The sequence below is a fragment of the Streptomyces sp. B6B3 genome (assembly GCF_039871525.1).
GTDB lineage: Bacteria > Actinomycetota > Actinomycetes > Streptomycetales > Streptomycetaceae > Streptomyces.
Genome location: NZ_JBDPLU010000024.1, coordinates 82,689 through 103,093, shown reverse-complemented (window position 1 = coordinate 103,093; position 20,405 = coordinate 82,689). Strand labels below are relative to the sequence as shown.

General features: G+C 72.5%; 22 protein-coding genes. 11 read left to right on the top strand and 11 right to left on the bottom strand.

The window, feature by feature from the left end; translation table 11 throughout:
- Positions 1–67: 67 nt before the first annotated feature.
- A complete protein-coding gene (locus tag ABGB06_RS33645) occupies positions 68–1,297 on the bottom strand; it encodes a right-handed parallel beta-helix repeat-containing protein (RefSeq protein WP_347597280.1) in 1,230 nt (409 codons plus the stop codon).
- 430 nt (positions 1,298–1,727) lie between these two features.
- Between ABGB06_RS33645 and ABGB06_RS33640 the strand changes: the two genes are divergently transcribed.
- On the top strand, positions 1,728–2,255 hold the full coding sequence (locus ABGB06_RS33640) for an ATP-binding protein (RefSeq protein WP_347597277.1): 528 nt from the start codon (positions 1,728–1,730) through the stop codon (positions 2,253–2,255).
- Positions 2,256–2,273: 18 nt separating this feature from the next.
- On the opposite strand, the gene ABGB06_RS33635 is transcribed toward ABGB06_RS33640, so the two are convergent.
- A complete protein-coding gene (locus ABGB06_RS33635; RefSeq protein WP_347597349.1) occupies positions 2,274–2,927 on the bottom strand; it encodes a DNA alkylation repair protein in 654 nt (217 codons plus the stop codon).
- A gap of 136 nt (positions 2,928–3,063) precedes the next feature.
- On the opposite strand from ABGB06_RS33635, the gene ABGB06_RS33630 reads away from it, so the two are divergent.
- Complete coding sequence (locus tag ABGB06_RS33630) at positions 3,064–3,813, top strand: N-acetyltransferase (RefSeq protein ID WP_347597274.1); 750 nt, start codon at positions 3,064–3,066, stop codon at positions 3,811–3,813.
- 67 nt (positions 3,814–3,880) lie between these two features.
- Here ABGB06_RS33630 and ABGB06_RS33625 read toward each other — a convergent pair whose 3' ends face one another.
- Positions 3,881–4,456 (bottom strand): TetR/AcrR family transcriptional regulator, encoded by a 576-nt coding sequence (locus ABGB06_RS33625; protein WP_347597271.1) that lies wholly within the window; start codon positions 4,454–4,456, stop codon positions 3,881–3,883.
- 91 nt (positions 4,457–4,547) lie between these two features.
- On the opposite strand from ABGB06_RS33625, the gene ABGB06_RS33620 reads away from it, so the two are divergent.
- Positions 4,548–4,907 (top strand): nuclear transport factor 2 family protein, encoded by a 360-nt coding sequence (locus tag ABGB06_RS33620; protein ID WP_347597268.1) that lies wholly within the window; start codon positions 4,548–4,550, stop codon positions 4,905–4,907.
- Positions 4,908–4,931: 24 nt separating this feature from the next.
- Entirely contained in the window at positions 4,932–5,213 is a 282-nt protein-coding gene (locus ABGB06_RS33615; RefSeq protein WP_347597265.1) for an antibiotic biosynthesis monooxygenase family protein, read from the top strand.
- Positions 5,214–5,415: 202 nt separating this feature from the next.
- On the opposite strand, the gene rph is transcribed toward ABGB06_RS33615, so the two are convergent.
- Complete coding sequence (gene rph, locus ABGB06_RS33610) at positions 5,416–8,028, bottom strand: rifamycin-inactivating phosphotransferase (RefSeq protein WP_347597262.1); 2,613 nt, start codon at positions 8,026–8,028, stop codon at positions 5,416–5,418.
- Between the two features lie 318 nt (positions 8,029–8,346).
- Between rph and ABGB06_RS33605 the strand changes: the two genes are divergently transcribed.
- Entirely contained in the window at positions 8,347–10,080 is a 1,734-nt protein-coding gene (locus ABGB06_RS33605) for a proline--tRNA ligase (RefSeq protein WP_347597259.1), read from the top strand.
- Positions 10,081–10,087: 7 nt separating this feature from the next.
- On the opposite strand, the gene ABGB06_RS33600 is transcribed toward ABGB06_RS33605, so the two are convergent.
- The 3 genes from ABGB06_RS33600 to ABGB06_RS33590 form a co-directional block, all read right to left on the bottom strand.
- A complete protein-coding gene (locus ABGB06_RS33600; protein WP_347597256.1) occupies positions 10,088–10,531 on the bottom strand; it encodes a nitroreductase family deazaflavin-dependent oxidoreductase in 444 nt (147 codons plus the stop codon).
- 65 nt (positions 10,532–10,596) lie between these two features.
- Positions 10,597–11,535, bottom strand: coding sequence for a MerR family transcriptional regulator (locus tag ABGB06_RS33595; protein ID WP_347597254.1), 939 nt, complete (start codon positions 11,533–11,535; stop codon positions 10,597–10,599).
- 43 nt (positions 11,536–11,578) lie between these two features.
- Positions 11,579–12,157, bottom strand: a complete 579-nt coding sequence (locus ABGB06_RS33590) for a dihydrofolate reductase family protein (RefSeq protein ID WP_347597252.1) — start codon at positions 12,155–12,157, stop codon at positions 11,579–11,581.
- Between the two features lie 161 nt (positions 12,158–12,318).
- Between ABGB06_RS33590 and ABGB06_RS33585 the strand changes: the two genes are divergently transcribed.
- From ABGB06_RS33585 to ABGB06_RS33565, 5 genes are all read left to right on the top strand, one after another.
- Positions 12,319–13,527 carry a helix-turn-helix transcriptional regulator gene (locus tag ABGB06_RS33585; protein ID WP_347597249.1) on the top strand — a complete coding sequence of 403 codons (1,209 nt, stop codon included), beginning with the start codon at positions 12,319–12,321 and terminating at the stop codon, positions 13,525–13,527.
- A 92-nt stretch (positions 13,528–13,619) separates the two neighbouring features.
- A complete protein-coding gene (locus tag ABGB06_RS33580) occupies positions 13,620–13,991 on the top strand; it encodes a hypothetical protein (RefSeq protein WP_347597247.1) in 372 nt (123 codons plus the stop codon).
- Between the two features lie 147 nt (positions 13,992–14,138).
- A complete protein-coding gene (locus tag ABGB06_RS33575; RefSeq protein ID WP_347597244.1) occupies positions 14,139–14,369 on the top strand; it encodes a hypothetical protein in 231 nt (76 codons plus the stop codon).
- Between the two features lie 53 nt (positions 14,370–14,422).
- Complete coding sequence (locus ABGB06_RS33570; protein ID WP_347597241.1) at positions 14,423–14,650, top strand: hypothetical protein; 228 nt, start codon at positions 14,423–14,425, stop codon at positions 14,648–14,650.
- 51 nt (positions 14,651–14,701) lie between these two features.
- A complete protein-coding gene (locus ABGB06_RS33565) occupies positions 14,702–15,484 on the top strand; it encodes a class I SAM-dependent methyltransferase (RefSeq protein ID WP_347597238.1) in 783 nt (260 codons plus the stop codon).
- Between the two features lie 20 nt (positions 15,485–15,504).
- On the opposite strand, the gene ABGB06_RS33560 is transcribed toward ABGB06_RS33565, so the two are convergent.
- A complete protein-coding gene (locus ABGB06_RS33560) occupies positions 15,505–16,554 on the bottom strand; it encodes an FAD-binding oxidoreductase (RefSeq protein WP_347597235.1) in 1,050 nt (349 codons plus the stop codon).
- A gap of 127 nt (positions 16,555–16,681) precedes the next feature.
- On the opposite strand from ABGB06_RS33560, the gene ABGB06_RS33555 reads away from it, so the two are divergent.
- Positions 16,682–17,446: a class I SAM-dependent methyltransferase gene (locus ABGB06_RS33555; protein ID WP_347597232.1), complete on the top strand. Its 765-nt coding sequence runs from the start codon at positions 16,682–16,684 to the stop codon at positions 17,444–17,446.
- A gap of 18 nt (positions 17,447–17,464) precedes the next feature.
- On the opposite strand, the gene ABGB06_RS33550 is transcribed toward ABGB06_RS33555, so the two are convergent.
- From ABGB06_RS33550 to ABGB06_RS33540, 3 genes are read right to left on the bottom strand one after another with little or no spacing between them, the layout of a single operon-like run.
- Entirely contained in the window at positions 17,465–18,457 is a 993-nt protein-coding gene (locus ABGB06_RS33550) for a CehA/McbA family metallohydrolase (protein ID WP_347597229.1), read from the bottom strand.
- Between the two features lie 56 nt (positions 18,458–18,513).
- The gene (locus ABGB06_RS33545; protein ID WP_347597226.1) at positions 18,514–19,449 is read right to left on the bottom strand and encodes a carbohydrate ABC transporter permease; all 936 of its coding nucleotides are present in this window, start codon (positions 19,447–19,449) and stop codon (positions 18,514–18,516) included.
- On the bottom strand, positions 19,446–20,330 hold the full coding sequence (locus ABGB06_RS33540; protein WP_347597223.1) for a sugar ABC transporter permease: 885 nt from the start codon (positions 20,328–20,330) through the stop codon (positions 19,446–19,448). Before ABGB06_RS33540 ends, ABGB06_RS33545 begins: the two co-directional genes overlap by 4 nt.
- Positions 20,331–20,405: the final 75 nt, after the last annotated feature.

Below are 20,405 nucleotides of genomic sequence, written 5' to 3'. Positions count from 1 at the left end.
GCTGCCGGTGCCTGGGCACCGGCAGCCCTCCGCTCATGCGCGTGTCACCGCCGGACGGCGGGGCCGGTCACGGCATCAGCGGCTGGCCGCCGAAGGTCACGACGAGGCTGCCGTCCTCGGCGAAGGACCAGTCCAGCGCGCCGGCGTGGTCCGCGCACGCGGGCCCGTTCCCCTCGTCCTCGGTCCAGAACTGGTTGGAGCCGTCGTCGTCGCCGATGATCCGGTCGTCGTCGCCGCTGTCGCAGGAGACGTTGCCGGAGAAGGTCGAGGAGCCGTCGTCGAAGTTGAAGTTGCGCTCGGCGTTGCCGATGCTGATGTTGTCCGACACGGTCAGCGAGCCGGGGTTGCTGTTGTAGGTGAGCCCGTGCTTGCCGTTGTGGTAGGCGATGCTGCCGGTGATGGTGTGGTCGACCGCGATGTCGTCGCCGCCGAGCTTGTAGCCGTTGCGGTCGCCGTTCCCGGCCTGGGAGCCGTCGGAGAGCGTGCCGTTGTCGTAGGCCAGGGAGTCCTCGATGGTCACCGCACCGATGGGGCCGGTGTCCGACTTCGTGTAGAGGTCGTAGCCGTCGTCGATGTTGTTGTGGGACACGGTGTAGCGGAAGACGTTCCCGGGGCCGACGGTCAGCTTGGGGGCGAAGCCGTCGGCGTCCTCACCGTCGGAGTCGACGTTGTCGTGCGACTCCGCGCTCAGGATGAGGTTGTTCGACGGCCACTGGTCCTCGGGGGAGTCGGCGATCCACCGCGAGAGCTGGAGCCCGGTGTCGCGGTTGAAGCGCGTGACCGTGCGCTCGACGACGTTGTTGTTGCCGGCCACGAGGATGCCGTTGTCGCCGGCGTGCTCGACGACGATGCCGTAGACGTGCCAGTACGAGGCGACCAGGGCCAGTCCGCGGTTGGCCGGGTCCTCGGCCTGGGCCGAGAAGTTCAGGACCGGGGTCTCGCCCGGGTAGGCGGACAGGGTGGTTCGGGCGTCCGCGGTGCCGTCGGCGCCCTCGACGACGACCGTCTCCGACAGGTCGTACGTCCCGCCGCGCAGGTAGATCGCGCCGCCGGACTCGACACGGGTGAGCGCCGAGTCCAGCGTCGTCGGCTCCGCCTCCGTTCCGGCCGCGCCGTCGGTGCCGTCCGGCGCCACGTACAGCGCGTCGGCCAGCAGCGGGGCGTCCGCGCCGGCCGGGTCGGCGGCGCCGGCGGTGCCGCCGGCGCTCAGCAACCAGGCCGCCATCGCGCCGATCAACGACGCCGCCAGCGCGGCGTACCAGCGGCGTGTCCGCAGGGAAGGGCGTACTCGTGCCATCGAACTCAGTTCTCCTGACCGGGAGCGGTGGTGGGGGGAAGGAACACCGCCCGGCGGAGACGACGTGGAGTCGTGACCGCGAGGCGACGGCCGAGGGTGGGCGGCGCGAGGCGGGGCGGCTCCCGGGTGCCGTGCCTCGGCCGCGGCCAGCGTCTGCGTATGAGTCTGGGCGCGGGGCCCGCCCAACGGCCGGGTACAGCGGGGAAGTCTAGAAACGGGAATCGAGACGATTCAGCGCACCGCGTGGACGATACAGACGTGTGAGCCCGCCACGGGCGACCCGCGGCACCCGCAGTTCGGCACCCGGAGGCTCGGCTTCCCACGTGTTCCGGTGGCGTGGACGCACCGCCGCCGGACACCGTCGAGGGACTCCCGCACGCGCCACGTCCGGGACAGCACAGCCGCTCGGCTCCCCTGACATGATCGGGGTGTGACCACGTTGCTCCTGATGGTCGGCCTGCCAGGGGCCGGAAAGACGACGAGGGCCAGGCAGCTCGCCAAGGAACACAACGCGCTGCGGCTGACGCCTGACGAGTGGATGATTCCGCTGTTCGGCGAGTTGGTGGAGGCGGACGGAAGGCGCGACGTGCTGGAAGGCCGGCTCCTCTGGCTTGCCCTGGAGGCGCTGCGTCTTGGCACCAACGTGGTGCTGGACTACGGGTGCTGGTCCCGCGACGAGCGGTCCGCGATCCGCTGGTTGGCGGCGGATGCGGGCGCGTCCTGTCGCCTCGTGTACGTGCCGGTGGACCAGGAGACCCAACTCGCTCGGATCGCCCATCGCGAGGCGACCACGCCCGATCAGACCTTCCCGATCAGCGAGGCCGACGTCCTGCGTTGGAGGACGCTGTTCGACGAGCCCGACGACGCGGAACTCGGAGTGCGTGAGGTGGCTGGACCGCCTCCCGGCTGGCCGAGCTGGCGCGAGTGGGCAACCGACCGGTGGCCGTCGTTCGCGTGACCGTTACGGCCCTGCCCGTCAGGCCACCGTCGCGTCGTGCCGGCGGCGCACGATCTCGGCGATCCAGGTGGGCGCGAACGGAGACGTGCAGCCTGGCGAGGTCGGGTAGTCCCTGAGCACCTGCAGGCGTTCACCGATGTCGATGGCGCGGGCGCGATGCTCGGGGTGCTCGATCCCGATCTGGGCCAGGCAGTGGTTCATCGCCCACTGCAGGCGCTCCGGTGCGTCCTTCAGCTCCGCCTCGATGACGTCGAGCAGTCCCCCGAGGTCGAGGCCCTCGGGCTTCTTCGCCACGCGTTCGGTGGTCAGCGCCCAGCCGGCACTCGCGACCACCGGATCCGGATCGGCGGACCAGGCCAGGCGCAGCTCCTCGGCGTGCGGGTTCTTCCTCACCACGTAGTTGACGAGCCAGTCGTGCACCTTGGGGGTGCGCGCGTCGCGGAGCATGCCGTCCAACTCGTCGCGCCCGAACGCCTTCGGCCGGCAGACCAGCAGCGCCAGCAGCCTCGCCGCGGTGTCCCGTGTCTCCCAGAGCTGGTGCGCGAGGTCCTGCTGCGTCCTCAGCCGCTTCGCGAGCGCGCGCAGCCTGCCGAGGTTCACGCCGTGATCGTCGCCGTGCCTCTCGTTCACCGCGCGTGCCTTCGGATCCTCGAGCGCGGCCAGCTCGGCCATCACCTCGGTCAGCGTCGTCCCGGCCACCTCAGCCTCCTGTCCACCCGGGACGAGACAGCCTACGCCGCGCGTCGGCCCGACCGCCCCGGCGGAAATCCCCGTGCGCGCCGCGTGACCGACCGATAGCGTGCGGCGGATGGACCTCCTGGTGACCACCGCGGAGCAACGACCGGACCTGGTACCGCTGTTGGGCGACTTCCACGACTGGCCGTCGTTCATGAACGAGGATCCGGTCGCTCCGCTGTACTTCGACGACCTCGAGGAGGCGTTCCCCGGGTACGTGCTGATCGGGATCGACCGGAACCGTCCGGACCGGCTGGTCGCCAAGGGCTACAGCGTGCCGTTCACCTGGGACCGCGACCCGGACGAGTCGCTGCCGGCCGGTGGGTGGGACGAGGTCATCCTCACCGCGACGCGGGACCGGCTCGCCGGCCGCCGGGGCACGCTGGTGTCCGCGCTGGAGATCTCCGTGCGGCCGGATCTCCGGGGCACGGGCCTGTCGTCGGTCATGCTCGCCGAGATGCGCCGCAACGCCGCCGACCGGGGCCACACCAGCCTGGTCGCGCCGGTCCGACCGAACGCCAAGCACCGCCACCCAGGCGTGTCGATCGTCGACTACGCGAACCTGCGGAGGGACGACGGGCTGCCGGTCGACCCGTGGTTGCGGGTCCACGCCCGAGCCGGCGGCCGGATCGCCGGGACGGCGGTCCGGGCCATGACCATCGCCGGCACCCTCGCGGAGTGGCGCGCGTGGACCGGGCTGCCCTTCGACGCCACGGGCCCCGTGGAGGTGCCGGGCGCCCTGGTCCCGGTGCACTGCGACGTCGAGCACGACCACGCCGTCTACTGCGAACCGTGCGTCTGGGTGCACCACCGGCTGATGTGATCCGGGACGTCACCCGACGGGTTCGATGTGGAGGACGGCGGCCCGGCGGCACGATCCTGACCGGCGGTCAGGCGGCCTGGGCGAGCACCGTGTCGGCCAGTGCTCGGGCCACCCGTCCCGGATGGGCGACGGTCGCGGCCGCGCCGGTCGCGAGGACGCCCTCGATCAGCAGTTGCAGCTGTTCCGCGGCGTGCTGCGGCGAGGGATGGCCCAGGTCGACCAGTTCGTTCTCGAGCACCGCGCGCACCCGCTGGCGGTAGGCGGTCGTCTCCCGGTGGATGGGATGGTCGGCGGCCGCGAATCCCAGATCCGCGCCGAGGTAGCGGCAGCCGCGGAAGCCGGGCCGGGTCACCACCCGGTCCAGCTCGTCGAAGAGCCCGAGCAGCCGCCCGCGCGGGTCGTCGCCGCCCGCGTCGAGGGTGCTGCGGATCCACTCCTCGTCCTCGGTCGCGGCCTGCCGGATCACCTCGAGCAGGAGCCCGTCCTTGCCGCCGAAGTGCTCGTAGAGGGACCGCCGCGCGACCTGGGCCTCCCTGAGCAGCGCGTCGACCCCGATCCCCGGGCCCTGGCTGTAGGTGAGCCGCTTGGCGGCCTCCAGCAGACGGTCGCGCGGACCACCGCGCACGGACGAGTTCGTAGCCACGACGACAGCATGGCAGGCCGTTGACGGTAGATCAACCGTTCTATATGGTCAGTAGACCAACCGGTCTATCTACCTGCTCGGGAGCACAGCCATGACGACATCCCGCACCATCCACGAGGTCCTGGACCGCTACAACGCCGCGTTCCGTCTCCACGATCCGACGCTCCTGGTCGACGTCATCGCGGACGACTGCGTCATCGAGGACACCAACCCGGCCCCGGACGGACTGCGCCGCGAGGGAGGTCCGGCCTGTCTGGCGCGCTGGTCCGAGCTCGCCGGGAACCACTCTCTGGAGTTCACGACGGAGGAGGCCGAGATCCTCGGGGACCTCGCGGTCGCGCCGTGGGCCCTGCGATGGGGCAACGGCGAGAACGACCGCGTCCGCGGCGTGAACCTCATCCGCGTCCGCGACGGCCGGATCGTCGAGGCGCGCGGATACGTGAAGGCCTGACCAGAGCCGATACGGAGGACAGACATGATCATCATCGCCGGCCACGAGCTCGTGGACGCCGAGCGGCGGGACACCTTCGTCGCCGCCTTCCGCGATCTCGTCACCCAGGCCCGCGGCGTCGACGGATGCGTCCACGTGGCCATCACCGCCGATTCCGTGGATCCCGAACGGGTCAACATGATCGAGGTGTGGCGCGACGCCGAGGCGCTGAAGAGATGGCGGAGGCAGGCCAGGGGCCCGAAGGTCGACAGGCCCAAGCACGTGGAGGTGAAGCGGTACGACGCCACCGACGGCGGCCGGCTCTAGCCCGTCGCGCCCCGCGCGTCCGGCGCTGCAGGGCGCTGCCCGGCGCTGCCCGGCAGCTGGTCGAGAACGGGGGAAGTGCCTCCGAACGCGACGACAGGACGACGGGACAACAGGACGGGCGGAGGGTCCTGGGTCCCGTACGGGCTGGCGGCTGAGGCACTTCCCTGGTCGGCTTGCGGCCGGTGCTTCCCGGTGCGGTCGGTCAGGGCAGGATCTCGACGTACCCGTCCGTTCCGTGCACGCGGATCCGCTGCCCGTCCCGGATCAGCCGGGTGGCCCGCTCCACGCCCACGACGGCCGGCAGACCGTACTCCCGGGCGATCACCGCGCCGTGGGTCATCAGGCCGCCCACCTCCGTCACCAGGCCCGCGACCCCGACGAACAGGGGCGACCAGCTGGGGTCCGTGAAGGTCGTGACCAGGATGTCGCCCGCCTCGAGATCGGCCTCCGCCAGGTCGAGGACGACCCGGGCCCTGCCCTCGACGGTCCCGGCGGAGACGGGGAGGCCGATCAGGGCGCCGGCCGGCGCGTCGTCGCGCCGGTACGCCCCGGTGACGGCCTCCCCGTCCGAGGTGAGCACCCGGGGCGGGGTGAGCGCGTGGTACGACCGGAACGCGTCCCCGCGCCGCCGGATCAGCTCGTCGTCCACCCGGTTCGAGCGCACGACGTCGTGCAGTTCCTGGAACGTGAGGTAGAAGACGTCCTCCCGCTCACGCAGCACGCCGGCCCGCACGAGCCGTTCGGCCTCCGCGAGCAGGGCCCGCTTGTAGACGAAGTAGCGGCTGATGATGGCGTACTTCGGGTACTCCCGGTACCCGATGAAGGTTCTGACCCGGTCGATCATCCGCCTGGTCTCGTCGGCCTTCCGGTCCCCGTCCGGCAGGGCCCGCAGGCGGGACAGCACGTCCCGCTCCTTCTCCCGCGCCTTCCGCCGCCCCTCCTCGAACCGGCGTTCGGCGGCGCCGGGTTCGGCGTTCCTGACGTTGTCGAGGATCACCGGCACGAGCGTGCTGGGGCGCTCGCGCCACCGTGGCCGGGTGATGTCGATCTCGCCGACGCAGCGCATGCCGTACCGGTCGAGGTAGGCCTCGATGGCGTCGCGCGCCTCGGTCCCGCCCGGGAGCTTCGGCAGCTCGTCCAGGAAGTCGTCGTCCTCGACGCCCCGCAGGAACGCCACCACCTCCGGCCGTGGGCGGATCACGTCCGCGACGTCGAGCAGCGCCAGCCCCATCTCGGACGTGACGTTGTCGGGGGCGGAGAGCGTGAGCGTGTCGGCCGCGTTCTTCTCGCCCAGCCACTCCCGCAGGTTGTCGTTGAGCCACCACGTGGCCTCCATCCCCGCCATGATCGCCCGCAGGCTCAGCGGATCACCGAGGACCCGCTTGTGCTCCTCGAACGCCTCCAGCAGGAAGTCGAACAGCGCCGGTCCGGTCCTGGTCCGGATCTCGCGCTCCAGTGCGGCGACGGACGCCCGGCTGCGCTCGATCAGCTCCGTGACGATGGCCGGATCCGTCTCGATCGGGGCGGACGCGCCACCGACCGGCGGGGCGCCGGGACCCTCGTCCGGGAGCGACGGGACGAAGCCGTCGCGGTCGAGGACGGTCTCCAGGGCGTCCCTGGTCATCGGATCGCCTCTCCCGATGACGGTCAGGAGGCCGGCGCGGCTCGTGGGCGAGGCCAGGCGCCGGGTGACGTCGACCCACAGCCTCCCGCCGGCCTCGTGCATCGGCGCCATGGCCGTCAGCTGCCACACGGAGAGCCCCAGGGGCCGTATGGGGTCGGTCATCATCTGCTGATGCCCGACGGAGACGTAGACGTGGTTCTCCCGGTCGCCGGTCTCGGGGACGGGGAAGAGCGTCGTGATCGGCCGGCTCTGCACGATGTGGACGTCGTCGTCGACCAGGCACCATTCGATGTCCTGCGGCCGGCCGAAACGCGCCTCGATCCGCCGCCCGAGCCGCACCAGCCGCAGCACCTGCGCGTCCGTCAGCGCCGGCCGCTCCTGCCGGTCCGCGTCGATCGCCACCTCCCGCGTGCCCCCGGCCGGCAGGGCGAGCACGGCACGCTGTTTGGCGGCGATCGCCCTGCCGACGACCTCGCCGTCGCGCACCGTGAAGACGTCCGGGTTCACCAGGCCGGAGACCAACGCCTCGCCGAGGCCGAAGCCGGCGTCCACGGTGGCGACCCTACGGTTGCCCGTGACGGGATCGGCCGTGAATAGGACGCCGGCCGCCTCCGGGAGCACCATCCGCTGCACGACCACGGCCATGCGGACCGTACGGTGGTCGATGCCGTTCCGCTGGCGGTAGGTCACGGCCCGCTCGGTGAACAGCGAGGCCCAGCACCGGCTGACGTGCCGGAGGATCGCCGCCGGCCCCACGACGTTCAGGTACGTGTCCTGCTGGCCGGCGAAGGAGGCCGTCGGCAGATCCTCCGCCGTCGCGCTGGAGCGGACGGCGTAGGCGGCCTGCTCGCCGAACCGCGCGAGCGCGCCGGTGATCGCCGCCGCGAGATCGTCCGGGATGACGGTCTCCTCGATGGTCCGACGGATCTCCGCGCTCAGCGCGCGGGCCGCCTCCCGGTCGTCCCCCTCTCCAGCACGGCGAGTCAGGCGCGCCAGCCGATCGAGCGGGGCGTCGAGCGACGGCGCCGCCGCCATGATCCGCCGGAAGGCGTCGGTCGTCACGCAGAAGCCACCCGGCACGCGGACGCCCTCGATCCGCGACAGCCCACCCAGATGCGCCCCCTTGCCGCCGACGACCGCACCCTGTGTCTGGTCGACCTCTCGGAGATCCAAAACGTACCGCTCAGTCATCGCGCCCCGTTTCCGCAGGTTGTGGCATCGGCCGACGATTCTGCGCGGTGACCGGGGTCTTGCCGCAAGCCCCCCGGTGCGCTATACGTTGAGAGTGGCAGGGAGAGCTCTCCCTGCCTTTCCCCTTTTTCGCCTTCCCTGTTCGCCTTCCCTGTTCGCCTTCCCTGTTCGCCTTCCCTGTTCGCCTTCCCTTTCGCCGTCCGGTGGCCCCGGCCACGCCGGAGCGCCGACGCGTGACGCGTCCGGGGAATCTCGCTGGACACCGTCCGGCCCCGGTGGATAGACCTGTCGTGTCGTCCACACCGCCGGAAGGACCCGATGTACTGGTCACGGATGCACGTCCCGACCCTGCGCGAGGATCCCGCCGGTGTGGAGGCCGTCAGCCACCGGCTTCTCCTGCGCGCGGGATACGTCCGACAGCTGATGGCCGGGCACTATTCGCTGCTTCCGCTCGCGATCCGGGTCCGGGCCAGGATCATCGAGATCGTCCGGGCGGAGATGAACGCCATCGGCGCGCAGGAGTTGCTGCTGCCGGCAATGCATCCGCGGGAGATCTGGGACCGCACCGGCCGTTCCGCCGTCATGGGCGACGAGATGTTCCGGCTGGTGGACAGAAAGGGCGCCCCCCTGGTCCTCGGGGTCACCCATGAGGAGATCTTCACCCTCCTGGCCGGTGAGCTGACGTCCTATCGCCACCTTCCCCAGATCTGGTTCCAGTTCCAGACGAAGTTCCGCGACGAGCCCCGCCCGAAGTCGGGTCTGCTGCGGGTGCGCGAGTTCACCATGAAGGACTCGTACAGCTTCGACATCGACTCCCGGGGCATGGACGCGGCCTTCGAGCTGCACCGGGGAGCGTACGAGCGGATCTTCGCCCGGCTCGGCATCCCGGCGCTCGGGGTGGAGGCCTCGAGCGGGGCCATGGGCGGCAGCGGTTCGGTGGAGTTCATGTGCCCCTCCCCCGCCGGCGAGGACGACGTCGTCACCTGCGGGACCTGCGGCTACGCCGCGAACCGGGAACAGGCGACCTCGTTCCTCCAGCCCGTGACCGGTGACGACGAGCCCGCGGCCACCGAGGAGTTCGACACGCCGGGCGTCCGGACCATCGAGGATCTGGCGGCCCGCTACGGGATCGCCGCCAACCGGCAGATCAAGACCCTGGTCTACGTGATCGACGACGCGTTGACGCTGGTGCTGCTGCGCGGAGACCACAAGCTGGTCGAGCAGAAGCTGAAGGACACCCTGAAGGCCGCCTCCGTTCGTCCCGCCGAGCCCGGGGAGATCGCGGGAGCCCTCGGCGCGCTGCCGGGAAGCCTGGGGGCGGTGGGTGTCGAACTGCCGGTCGTCGCGGACCACGCCCTGCGCGGCCGGGTCAACATGGTGACGGGCGCCAACAGGGACGGCGTCCACCTCACCGGCGTCGACGTCGACCGCGACATCGGCCGGGACACCGCACCGGCCACGTGGGCGGATCTGCGCGCCGCGGAGGAGGGCGAGCCCTGCCCGCGCTGCCGGAACCCGTTGCGGATCCACCCCGCGATCGAGGTCGGCCACATCTTCAAGCTGGGCACCCGGTACAGCGCGCCCCTCGACGCCCGCGTCCTCGACTCCGCGGGTGCGCGGGTGGCGCTCCACATGGGCAGCTACGGCATCGGCGTGGAACGCGCGCTCGCGTGCGCGGCGGAGACCCACGCCGACGAGAAGGGCCTCCGCTGGCCGGTCCAGATCGCCCCGTTCCACGTCGACGTCGTCCTCGCCCAGCCGAAGGACGAGACCGTCGCCCGCACCGGGGAGGAGCTCCGCCGCGCTCTCCTGGACCGCGGGATCGATGTCGTCGTGGACGACCGCGACGAGCGCATGGGCGTGAAGCTCCGTGACGCCGAGCTGACCGGCATCCCGTACCGGGCGGTGGTCAGTCGACGCGCCCTGGCCGACGGCGTGGTGGAGCTGACCGACCGCGGCAGCGGCGAGACGGTGCGGCTGCCCGTGGACGAGGCCGCCGACCACGTCACGAAGCGCGTCGACTCCGCCAGGGCGGGAGGCGGGTCCCGGTAGCGCCGCCTCAGGGCATGGGCTCCAGCAGGAAGACGGGGATCACGCGGTCGGCCTTCTCCTGGTACTCCGCGTACGGCGGATACGCGGCGACCGCGCGCTCCCACCATTCGGCCTTCTCGTCCCCGGTGATCTCGCGGGCCGTCATGTCCCCGCGTACGGGACCGTCCTGCAGCTCCACCTGGGGGTCGGCCCTGAGGTTGTGGTACCAGAGCGGGTGACGGGGGAAGCCGCCGTTCGAGGCCACGGCCGCGTACCGGCCGGCGTGCTCCACGCGCATCAGCGGGATCTTGCGGATCTTGCCGCTGCGCGCGCCGCGCGTGGTGAGAATGACGACGGGCAGGCCCGTGTCCCACAGCGTCGTTCCCCGCGTGCCGCCCGAACTCTCGTACTCCTCGACCTGTTCGCGCACCCACTGCACCGGATGCGGAGCGTACTCACCCTCGAGAGGCATCGCGTTGACCTCCAGCGTCGCACCGGGACTCGGTCCCGCAGTTCAGCACAGGCTCCGTTTCCCGTCTACGGCGCCATGCGAACGCGCACGGCCCGGGCGGACCAGACGAACGCCGGCGCCAGCCGCTCCGGAGCGGGCCAGCCGTTGATCACCGCGAGCAGCTGGGCGTGACGGTCCCGGCGTGGGTCGCTCACGCTGTCCAGCCGGGCCAGCAGCAGGCGGCGCGACTCGACGTCGTCGGGGCGGCCGAGGACGCGTGCGTAGTGGGCCGCCAGGCCCGCGACGATCGGATCCGCCCGCCGCGAGGCCGGGTCGACGCCCTCCGCCAGGGCGGGGCCGACCCGGTCACGGACGACCGCGACGAGGCCGCGGCGCGGGCCCACGGCGTCGGCCCGCGCCTGTTCGGCCACCTGCTCCTCGGCCATCCGGCGCACGGCGGCGCGGAAATCCCGGTCCCGGGCCAGTTCGGCCCACGCCACCCACGCCCGGACCTGCTCCGCCTCGGGGTCCTCGGGCAGCTCGGGCGTCATCGAACGCCTGGCGCCCGCGAACGCGGAGTCCGCGCCGAGACCTCCGAAGACGGCGTCGAGGAAGTCCCCGATCAGGCGTCGGCGTTCGTCCTCGGGAAGTTGGGCCAGCTCGTGCATGAGTTCCGTCTCCTCAGCGGTGAGTCCCTGTTCGGCCACCGCCGTCAGCACCGCGTGCCGCAGGCGCAGGACGCGGATCCGCCCGGCCAGGGCCTCGGCGTGCCTCGCGGCGACCTCGGGCAGCGGCAGCTCCCGGTTCACGACCCCGCGGATCGTGGACAGGTCCAGCCCCAGCGCCCGCAGGGTCCGCACCAGCTCCAGGCGCGCCACGGCGCCGCCGTCGTAGCGGCGATGGCCGGCAGGGCTGCGGTCCGTCGGCACCACGATCCCGCGATCGGAGTAGAACCGGATCGTCTTGACCGTCAGACCGGTCCGCCGGGCCAGTTCGCCGATCGAGTAGAGCGCGTCGCCGTCCATGCCCCCACTCTGGCGTCTCCCCCTACGGGAGGCGCAAGAGGGCTCAGACGTGCAGGGTGGGCCGGTAGATCAGCTCCTGGATGCGGCCGTCGAGCGTCCGGCTCTCGATCAGTTCGAGGTCGAAGTCGGCCGCGTCCTGGAAGATCGGGGCGGTCCCGCTCTGCCCGGTGATCACCGGGAAGAGCGTCACCTGGACCCGGTCGACCAGCCCGGCGGCCATCAGCGCCCGGTTCAACGACAGGCTGCCGTGCGAGCGCAACGGCACTGGGGACTCCTCCTTCAGCCGAGCCACGACCTCGACGGCGTCGCCGCCCGCCACCGTCCCGTCCGGCCAGTCGAGCGGTCCCCGCAGCGTGTTCGACACCACCGTCGTCGGCAGCTCCCGCATCCGGGTGACCCACGGGTCACGAACCTCGGACCCCTCGGTGCTCTCGGCCAGCATCTGCGCGAACTCGCGGTAGGTGGTGGCGCCGAGGACCATCCGCTGCTCCTCGGCGTACAGGGCGAGGCGGTGGTCGAGCAGTTCGGGCCCCTGCTTGCCCCAGTACCCGGTCCAGTTGCCGGTCGCGGAACCGAAGCCGTCGAGGCTGGAGAAGACGTCGAAGGTGTAGGTGGTGGTCATGATGCGCTCCTCGCGTGCGGTCGATCGCGTGTGAGGAGTCAGACCGGACGCAACGCCGAAACTCATCGCCGCCGCCCCTCGGCCGTTCACCGTTCCCCCGGCGCGGCGCGGGGGTACCGTCCGAAGTGTCACCCAGAGGACATCTCCAGCGGAGTGCCCCTATGTCAGTCACCGGCCTGCCCGTCACAGAGGGGATCGGCACGCGGATCACCGAGATGCGCCGCATCCGTGGCTACTCGGTACGCGAACTGGCCCGCCGCGCCACCATGTCCGCCTCCCAGGTCTCCCGGATCGAGAACGGGAAACGGTACGCCTCGCCCACGATGGTCGCCGCGATCGCCCGCGCACTCAGCGTCAGTGTCAGCGTGCTGCACGGCCAGCCCTACGTCCACATGCTCCAGCAGGACCAGCTCGACGCGTTGCTCTCCCCGATCAGCAGTTCCCTCGACGACTGGGGCATCCCCCCAGGGCCGGACGATCCGCGGCCGCGTTCCCTCGACACGCTGGCCACCGCCGTGGCCGGGCTTCAGGCAACCCGCGTGCAGGGGCTGTACCTCGACGTCGCCCAGCAACTCCCCGGCCTGATCGGCGAGGTCAACCACGCGGCGCTGGTGCACGACCGGGAGGGAACCCACGACAGGGAGCGCGCGCGCTGGCTCCAGGCGGAGCTCGGCCGCACGGTCTACGTGGTCGCGCACATGATCGGCTACATGGACCTCGCCCGGCACGCGCTGGGGAGGATGGCCGCCGCCGCGCCGCACTCCGGCGACCCGCGTCAGGTCGCCATCGAGCGGTGGGACCGCTCGCAGCTCCTGGCCGACGCGACGCGCCACGACCGCGGGTTCCTGCTCATCCAGCAGGCGCTCGGCGACCTGGAGGACGACGGAGCGGACGCCACCCGAGCCGTGCGAGGCGCGCTGTACCTCCGGGCGGCCATGCTCGCCCGACGTGGCGGGGATGCCTCGACGGCGGACGACTGGCTGAGCGAGGCCGCCGAGCTGGCCAGGCGGAGCGGCGAACTGCCCCACTATCAACTCGTGTTCGGGCCGGCCAACGTGGTGATCCATGCGATGTCGGCCCTCGCGGACCGGGACGACCACGCCGAGGCGCTACGGCAGGCTCGCAGCGTGCGGCTGCCGGAGTCGTATCCGGCGTCACGGGCCGGGGCGTACTGGGCGTCACGGGCTCGGGCCGAGGCTTGGACCGCGCATGACGCCGAGGCGTTGCGGTCGTTGGCGGAGGCGAAGCGGGTGGCGCCGCAGCAGACGCGGTATCACCCGGGAGTGCACGAGACGGTGGGGACGTTGCTGCGGGCGCGGCAGCGAGCGGCCGATCCGCTTCGGGAGTTCGCTCAGTGGTGTGGCGTGTAGCCGCGCCGGGTGTTGCCCCGCTGGCAACGGCGGAGGGGGTCCGCCCGGGCAGGCTGTGACGGTCAGCACATGACTCGTCACCGGAGCCGACCATGCACGAGCCCGCCGCCCCACCGCCGTCCGCGTGTCTCCTGCCGGGCTGGATGCCACCGCGGGGCGGGACCGTGATCGCCGGGCGGGACTGGGACGGGGTCGGCGTCGCGCTTCCATTCGGCGCGCAGGTGCTCGTCCTCCTCGGCGGCCGGTCAGGTCCCTGCTTCGGTGCCCGCGATGGCGCGGTCATCGTGTGGCTCGTCCCGGTCGGGTCGGCGGACGGCTGGCCCGGCGGGTGCCGTCTCATCCGCGGTGGTGAGCCGCTCGCCCTGCCACCCCCGGAACAGTGGCTGCGCCCGCCCCGCCGGGGGCTCACCGATCCGAGCGCGCTACGCGCGGCTCTGGTGCGGGGCACCACCCGCCATGGCTGAGGAACGGCGGGAGCCGCCTCCCCCGCCGGCCGTGCCGGTCGGGTCGGTGTGGTGCACGTGGTGCTGGACGGAGTTACCGCTCTTCGCGCCCCACGACTGCCCGGGCCCCCGGCCGGACCCGGCGCGCGCCGGCCCGGAACGCGCCCCGTGACCGCCGAGCGGCTGACGGAGCGACAACTGCTTGGCATCGACTGCGCCCGGTGTGGCGCCTACCTCGGTGTCCACGCCCGCCGGCTCGGCGAGGTCAGGGACCGCGGTTACGTGCTCCAACTGTTCGGCTGTGAGCCGCGGTGCCCGCCCGACCCGCTGGCGGACAGCTATGACGCCAGCACGGCGACGGTGCGACGCGTGGCGGCCGGCCTCCGCGCCCTGCGGTGATACCGGCCCGCGCGCGGCCCGCCCATGATGCCCGAACGAACGGAGTGCGAACCGTGCCACGCAAGACGATGCCCACCGTTCCGCGAGACGAGGCCGTCGCGCTGTACCGCGAGGGACGGTCGATGGCCGCCCTGGCCCGCCGGTACGGCGTGTCCGCCGGCTGGCTCGCGGCGCGGTTCCGGGAGTGGGGCGAACCTGTGCGCGGGCGGCGGGCAGCGCAACGCACGCGGCGGGGCATGAGCCTCGCGGAGTGGCGGCGGCGAGCCGATCTTCCGCCCTGAGCGGCGATTTAATGGGTTGGCGGTCCTCGCGGAACCTGGTCGGATGGTCCCATGACTGACGCGGGCGATCATGCCGATCACCAGGAGCTGAACCGGCGTTACTGGGATGACCAGGCGGCCGCCTGGCACGGGCCGCTGGCCCGGGACCACTGGTCGGTGACGGAGCCGCGTTGGGGTCTGTGGGCGACCCCGGAGTCGCGGGTGCGGCTGATCCCCGACGACGTCGCGGGGAAGCGGGTGATCGAGCTGGGCTGCGGCACCGCCTACGTGAGCGCGTGGCTGGCCCGGGCGGGCGCCCGTCCGGTCGGGATCGACGTCTCCGAGGCCCAACTCGCCACCGCCCGGGCCATGCAGGCGGAGTTCGGCATCGACTTCCCGCTGATCCTCGGCACGGCGGAGGACGTGCCCTGTGACGACGGCAGTTTCGACATGGTGATCAGCGAGTACGGGGCCTCGCTGTGGTGCGACCCGCATCGGTGGATCCCGGAGGCCGCGCGGCTTCTCGCGCCGGGCGGGCGGCTCGTGTTCATGCGCTACTCGCCCCTGTTCGCGATGTGCGTGCCGGCCGAGGGGGCGGCGTCCGACACGCTGCTGCGCGGGCAGTTCACCCTCGGCCGGCTGGACTGGGGCCAGCGCGTCGAGTTCGTGTTGCCGCACGGCGAGATGCTCCGCCTGCTGCGGGACAACGGCTTCGTCGTCGAGGACCTGATCGAGATCCAGGCCCCCCAGTCCACCCACCGCGGCTTTCCCGAGGTGACGGCGGACTGGGCCCGCAGTTGGCCGAGCGAGGAGATCTGGAAGGCCCGGCTGACGGACCGGCCCACCGCGGGCTGACGGGCGGCCGGGCTGTCGCCTCACGGCCGGCAGCGGGCGAGTTCGGGGGCGGGCTCCCCGGTGGTCAGCTCCTCCGCGACCAGGCGTCCGACGGTGGGTGCCAGCGTCACGCCCGAGTGCATCACGGCCACGTAGACGCCCCCGGCCCGCGCGACACGCCCCACCAGGGGTCCGCCGTCGGGCATGGGCCGCCGGCCCAGCCGGTGCCCGAGCAGCCGGACCGGCCCGACGTCCCGGAACGCTTCGCGCAGCCGCGCCACGGCGTGCCGCGCGTGCGCGCGCAGCTCCGCCTCGGTGTTCCCGTCCCGGTGGACGGCCGTCATCAGCAGGTGGCCGTCGCGCGCCTCCCGCGCCTCGAACTCCGGGGTGGCGAGGATGGTTCTGACCAGCCCGGGCGGCGCGGCCACCCGCAGCCCGAGCGCCGGCGACGCCGCGATGGGCAGCCGTGCCCCCGCCGACTCGCACAGCCCGTTGACGTCGGCGCCGGCGGCGAGGACCACCGTGGCGGCCGGGTGGTGTCCGGTCGCGGTGACCACGCCGGTGACCCGCCCGCCCGCGGTCCGCAGACCGGTGACGGCCGAGCCGTACACCACCCGCGCGCCGCGCGCGCGGGCCGCGTCCACCAGCGCCTCCGTCGTCCGGTGCGGATCGACGCCGCCGTCCGTCGGCGTGTAGACGGCCCGTTCGGGCGGCGTGCGGAGCAGCGGTTCGAGCTCCCCGATCTCGCGCCGCCCGACCACGTGCTGGCCCTCCCCGACCGGCGCGCCCGGCCGGAGCCGGACCGAGGTGTCGGTCCATGCCAGCGAGCCGGTCCAGCGCACCTCCGCCCCCGACACCTCGGCGGCGAGCCGCCGATGGTCCGCCAGCACGAACCCCCGCAGGTCCGCCGCGCCACCCGGCCAGTCACCGCTGTCGCCACCGATCCACGCGAACGAGGCCCCCGTGGCCCCGGCGGCGGGCGCGGCCCCCCGGTCGACCAGGGTCACCGCCACGCCCTCGCGCGCCAGGTGATAGGCCACCGAGGCCCCGACGATCCCACCCCCGACCACGACGACATCCGCCACCCTCATCCCCCCACCCGGTCGAGGAACACCACGACGGTGCTCGTGAAGGCTGCGGGGGCGGCGAACGAGGGCATGGGGGCATCTTCGCGAGGGCACGATGGACGCGGCAAACCGTTTACGCGAGGAGGCCCGGGTGAGTGCTGCGCATCGGGTGGACTTCGACCGGCGGCTGCATGCCGTCTACGCGCGGGGGCGGGCGTTGCCCGCCGAGACCATGGCGGAGTGGATGCGGGTGTTCGCCGGGCACGCGCCCCGCCGGCCGGCGGTCGTGCTGGATCTGGGGTCCGGCACCGGGCGGTTCACGCCGGCGCTGGCGGAGGCCTTCGGCGGCCCGGTCCACGGCGTCGAGCCCTCCGCGCGCATGCGCGCCGTCGCCGAGGAGTCCGCCGCCCATCCGGCCGTCGCGTACCGCCACGGCAGCGCCGAGGACATTCCGCTGCCCGACGGCTCCTGCGACCTGGCCCTGATGTTCTTCGTGCTGCACCACGTGCGGGACCGGCCGGCGGCGGCCGCCGAGATCGCCCGGGTGCTGCGTCCGGACGGCCGGCTGCTGATCCGCAGCTGGTTCACCGACCGGATGCCGGATCTGCTCTGGCACCGGTACTTCCCGCGTGCCCGGGAGATCGAGCTGGGGGTCTTCCCCGCGCTGTCCGACGTGCTGGACGTCTTCGGCGCGGTCGGGCTGCGCCGGATCGCGTTCGAGCGGGTCCGGCTGACGCTGACCCCCAGTCTGGCCGCCTACGCGGACCGGCTCCGGCAGCGGGCGGGGTCCACCTTCGAGCTGCTCACCGAGGCCGAGATCACCGCAGGTCAGGCGGCGCTGGACGCGGCCGCGGCCGCCGAGACCACGCCGACCCCGGTCGTCGAGGACTGCGAGCTGCTGGTCCTCGGTCGCTAGTGCGTCGGCGCCGCCGGGTCACACCAGGGTGATCGGGTTGCTCAGGGCGGCCATGGATCCGTCGGGGTGACGCGCCTCGACGCGGACGAAGGGCGACTCCGCCGCGCTGGTGCGCCACTCCACCGTGCCCGAGCCGGCGTCGGGGAGCGAGCGGCGGTGCGCCGTGCCCAGCTCGGTGTGGAGGGTGACGACGCCGGACGGCACACCGCGCACCTCCGCGCGCACCACGGCCGTCTCGCCGCGGGTCTCCAGCCGCTCGCCGATCCCGGCGCCGCGGTCACCGGCCAGGACGGTGAACGACAGCTCCACGGCGGCCGACTCGGCCACCCAGCTCCGGCCGGCGCGGAGGCCGGCGAGGATCGCGTCGGTGCTCAGCTCGTCGGCGAGCACGACGGTGTGCGGCGTGCCGAGTTGGCCCCGCAGATGGACGTCGCTGCCGCCGACCGCCGGGCGCCACCGCCCCCGGTGCAGGTCGGCGGCCAGGCCGCGACCCCATTCGCTCAGGGCCGCCTCGTTGTCGGCGTTCCACGGCAGGTCCGAGGCCCATCGCCCGTTCCACACCTCGACCGCGTCGAAGCCCTCGTAGGGGTACATGAACGTGCCCGAGGGGTACGGCGCGTGCGGATGGGCCGCGACGCACAGCCCGCCGATCCGGTGCACCCGCTCCAGGTGCCGGTCGACCGTCCCGTCCCGCACCCCGTACCGCCAGTCGACGACCTGACCCGGGCGGAGGCCGAGCGCGAGCCAGTGCCCGGTCCGGGTGGTGACCTCCTCGCCCAGGATCACCAGCAGGTCGTCGCCGGCGTGCCGCCCCCAGAGGCCGTGCGTGGCGGCGGAGGCGTGCTCCGTGGTGGCGAGGAAGTCCAGCCCGGTCGCCCGGGCCTCGGCTGCCAGCTCCTCCGGTGTCATCTCGCCGCCGTCCGAACGGTCCGAGTGCACGTGGCAGTCGCCCCGGTACCAACCGCGGCCCCGACCGGCCACCCGCGTCGGCGGGAAGTCCGTCTCCGCCATCCGTCCCTCCCCCGTCTCGTCCACGCCCGGTCACCGCCCAACCTACGTGGGCCGGGTCAGCGGATGCCGCCCTCCGCGAGGCCGGCGCGCCACCAGCGTTGGAGTGGGATGAACAGCAGGAGCAGCGGGAGGGTGGTCACGGCGGAGCCGACGACGATCAGGCGGGTGTACTCGGGGTCCTGGCTGATCGCCGAGTTCCAGGTGAACAGGCCCTGGCCGACGCTGAACAGGTCGTTGTCAGTGAGCATCACCATCGGCAGGAAGAAGTTGTTCCAGATGCCGATGAACTGGATGAGGAAGATCGTGACCGCGCCCGGGGCCATCAGCCGCAGGCCGACGGAGAAGAAGGTGCGCAGCTCCCCGGCGCCGTCGATGCGCGCCGCCTCCAGCAGTTCGCCGGGTATCGCGCCGGACGAGTAGGCGCGGGCCAGGTAGACGCCGAACGGGTTCACCGTGACGGGGATGAGCACCGACCACATGGTGTCCGTCATCTGGAGGTTCGACATCATCAGGTAGAGCGGGATGACGATGGCGGTGTGCGGCACCAGCACGCCCGCGATCACCAGGGCGTACCACTTCTCCTTGCCGCGGAAGGGGAACTTGTCGAAGACGTAGCCGGCCGCGACGGACAGCAGCGTGGCGACCAGGGCGCCGCCGATCGCGTAGACCGCGGTGTTGAGCAGCCAGCGCCCGAAGCGGCCGTCGTCCTGGGCGAACAGGTCGCGGAGGTTGTCGAACACGTGGAAACCGGCGGACGGCGAGAAGCCGTTGCCGCTGTACAGCTCGGGGAGGGTCTTGGTGACGGCGAAGAGCAGCCAGGTCAGCGGGAGCAGCGTGTAGACGCCGGCGATGGCGACGAGGGTGGTGACCGCCGTGCGGCGCAGCCACCAGGGCCGGCCCGGGCCGGCGTGCGCCGCGCGTCTGGCGGGTCCGGCCGCGCCGGACCGCGCGGGCCCCGCGGTCGGGCGTTCGGTGTCGAGGAGGCGCGTCATCGCAGGGTCCTTCCGCTGGCGAACTTGGTGACGGCGTAGGACAGGACGCCGGCCAGGACGGCGATCAGCACGGAGACGGTGGCGGCGTAGTGGTAGTCGTTGCTGTTGAACGCCGAGGAGTAGGCGAGCATGTTGGGCGTCCAGGAGTTGGTGATGGGGCTGTCGCCCGAGGTGCGCAGGAGCATCGGCTCGGTGTAGAGCTGGAGCGAGCCGATGATGGTGAAGAGGGTGGCCACCAGCACGGTGGGGACCACCTGCGGCAGCTTGACGCTGAGGGCGATGCGGAACTCCCCGGCGCCATCGATCCGGGCCGCGTCGATGGTGCTGCGCGGCACGGCCTGGAGGCCGACGAAGATCAGCACGACGTTGAAGCCGAGCGAGCCCCAGAGCGCGATGTTGACGAGCGAGAACAGCACGCCGTCGTCGAGGAAGTCGATGTGCCAGCCCAGCGCGGAGAAGGCGTCGATGACGGGGCTGAGCCCCGGGGTGTAGAGGTACAGCCAGATGATGGCGGCGACCAGCCCCGGCACGATGTGCGGCAGGAAGAGCAGGGCCTGGAAGAAGCGCTTGCCGTAGACGAGCGCGGTGTCCAGCAGCAGGGCCAGCACGGCGGCGAGCGCTATCAGCAGCGGGACGTAGACGAGGCCGTAGAGCAGCACGCGGCCGACGCCGGTGAGGAACTCCTGGTCCGTCAGCGCCCGGGTGTAGTTGTCGAACCAGGTGAAGACGCGCCGCGGCCCGTCGAAGCCGATGCCGCTGAACTTCTCGCGGAAGAAGCTGAGGACGAGGGCGTAGCCGAGCGGCAGGAGGTAGGTGAGGCCGAAGAGCAGCATGAACGGGCCGAGGAGCATCAGCACGCCGTTGCGGCGCTGTCTGCTCATCGCTGTCCTGGGGGACGAGAGGGTTGCCATGGCGGGTCCTGGGGTGTCGGGCGGCCTGGGTCGGGCGGCGCGGCC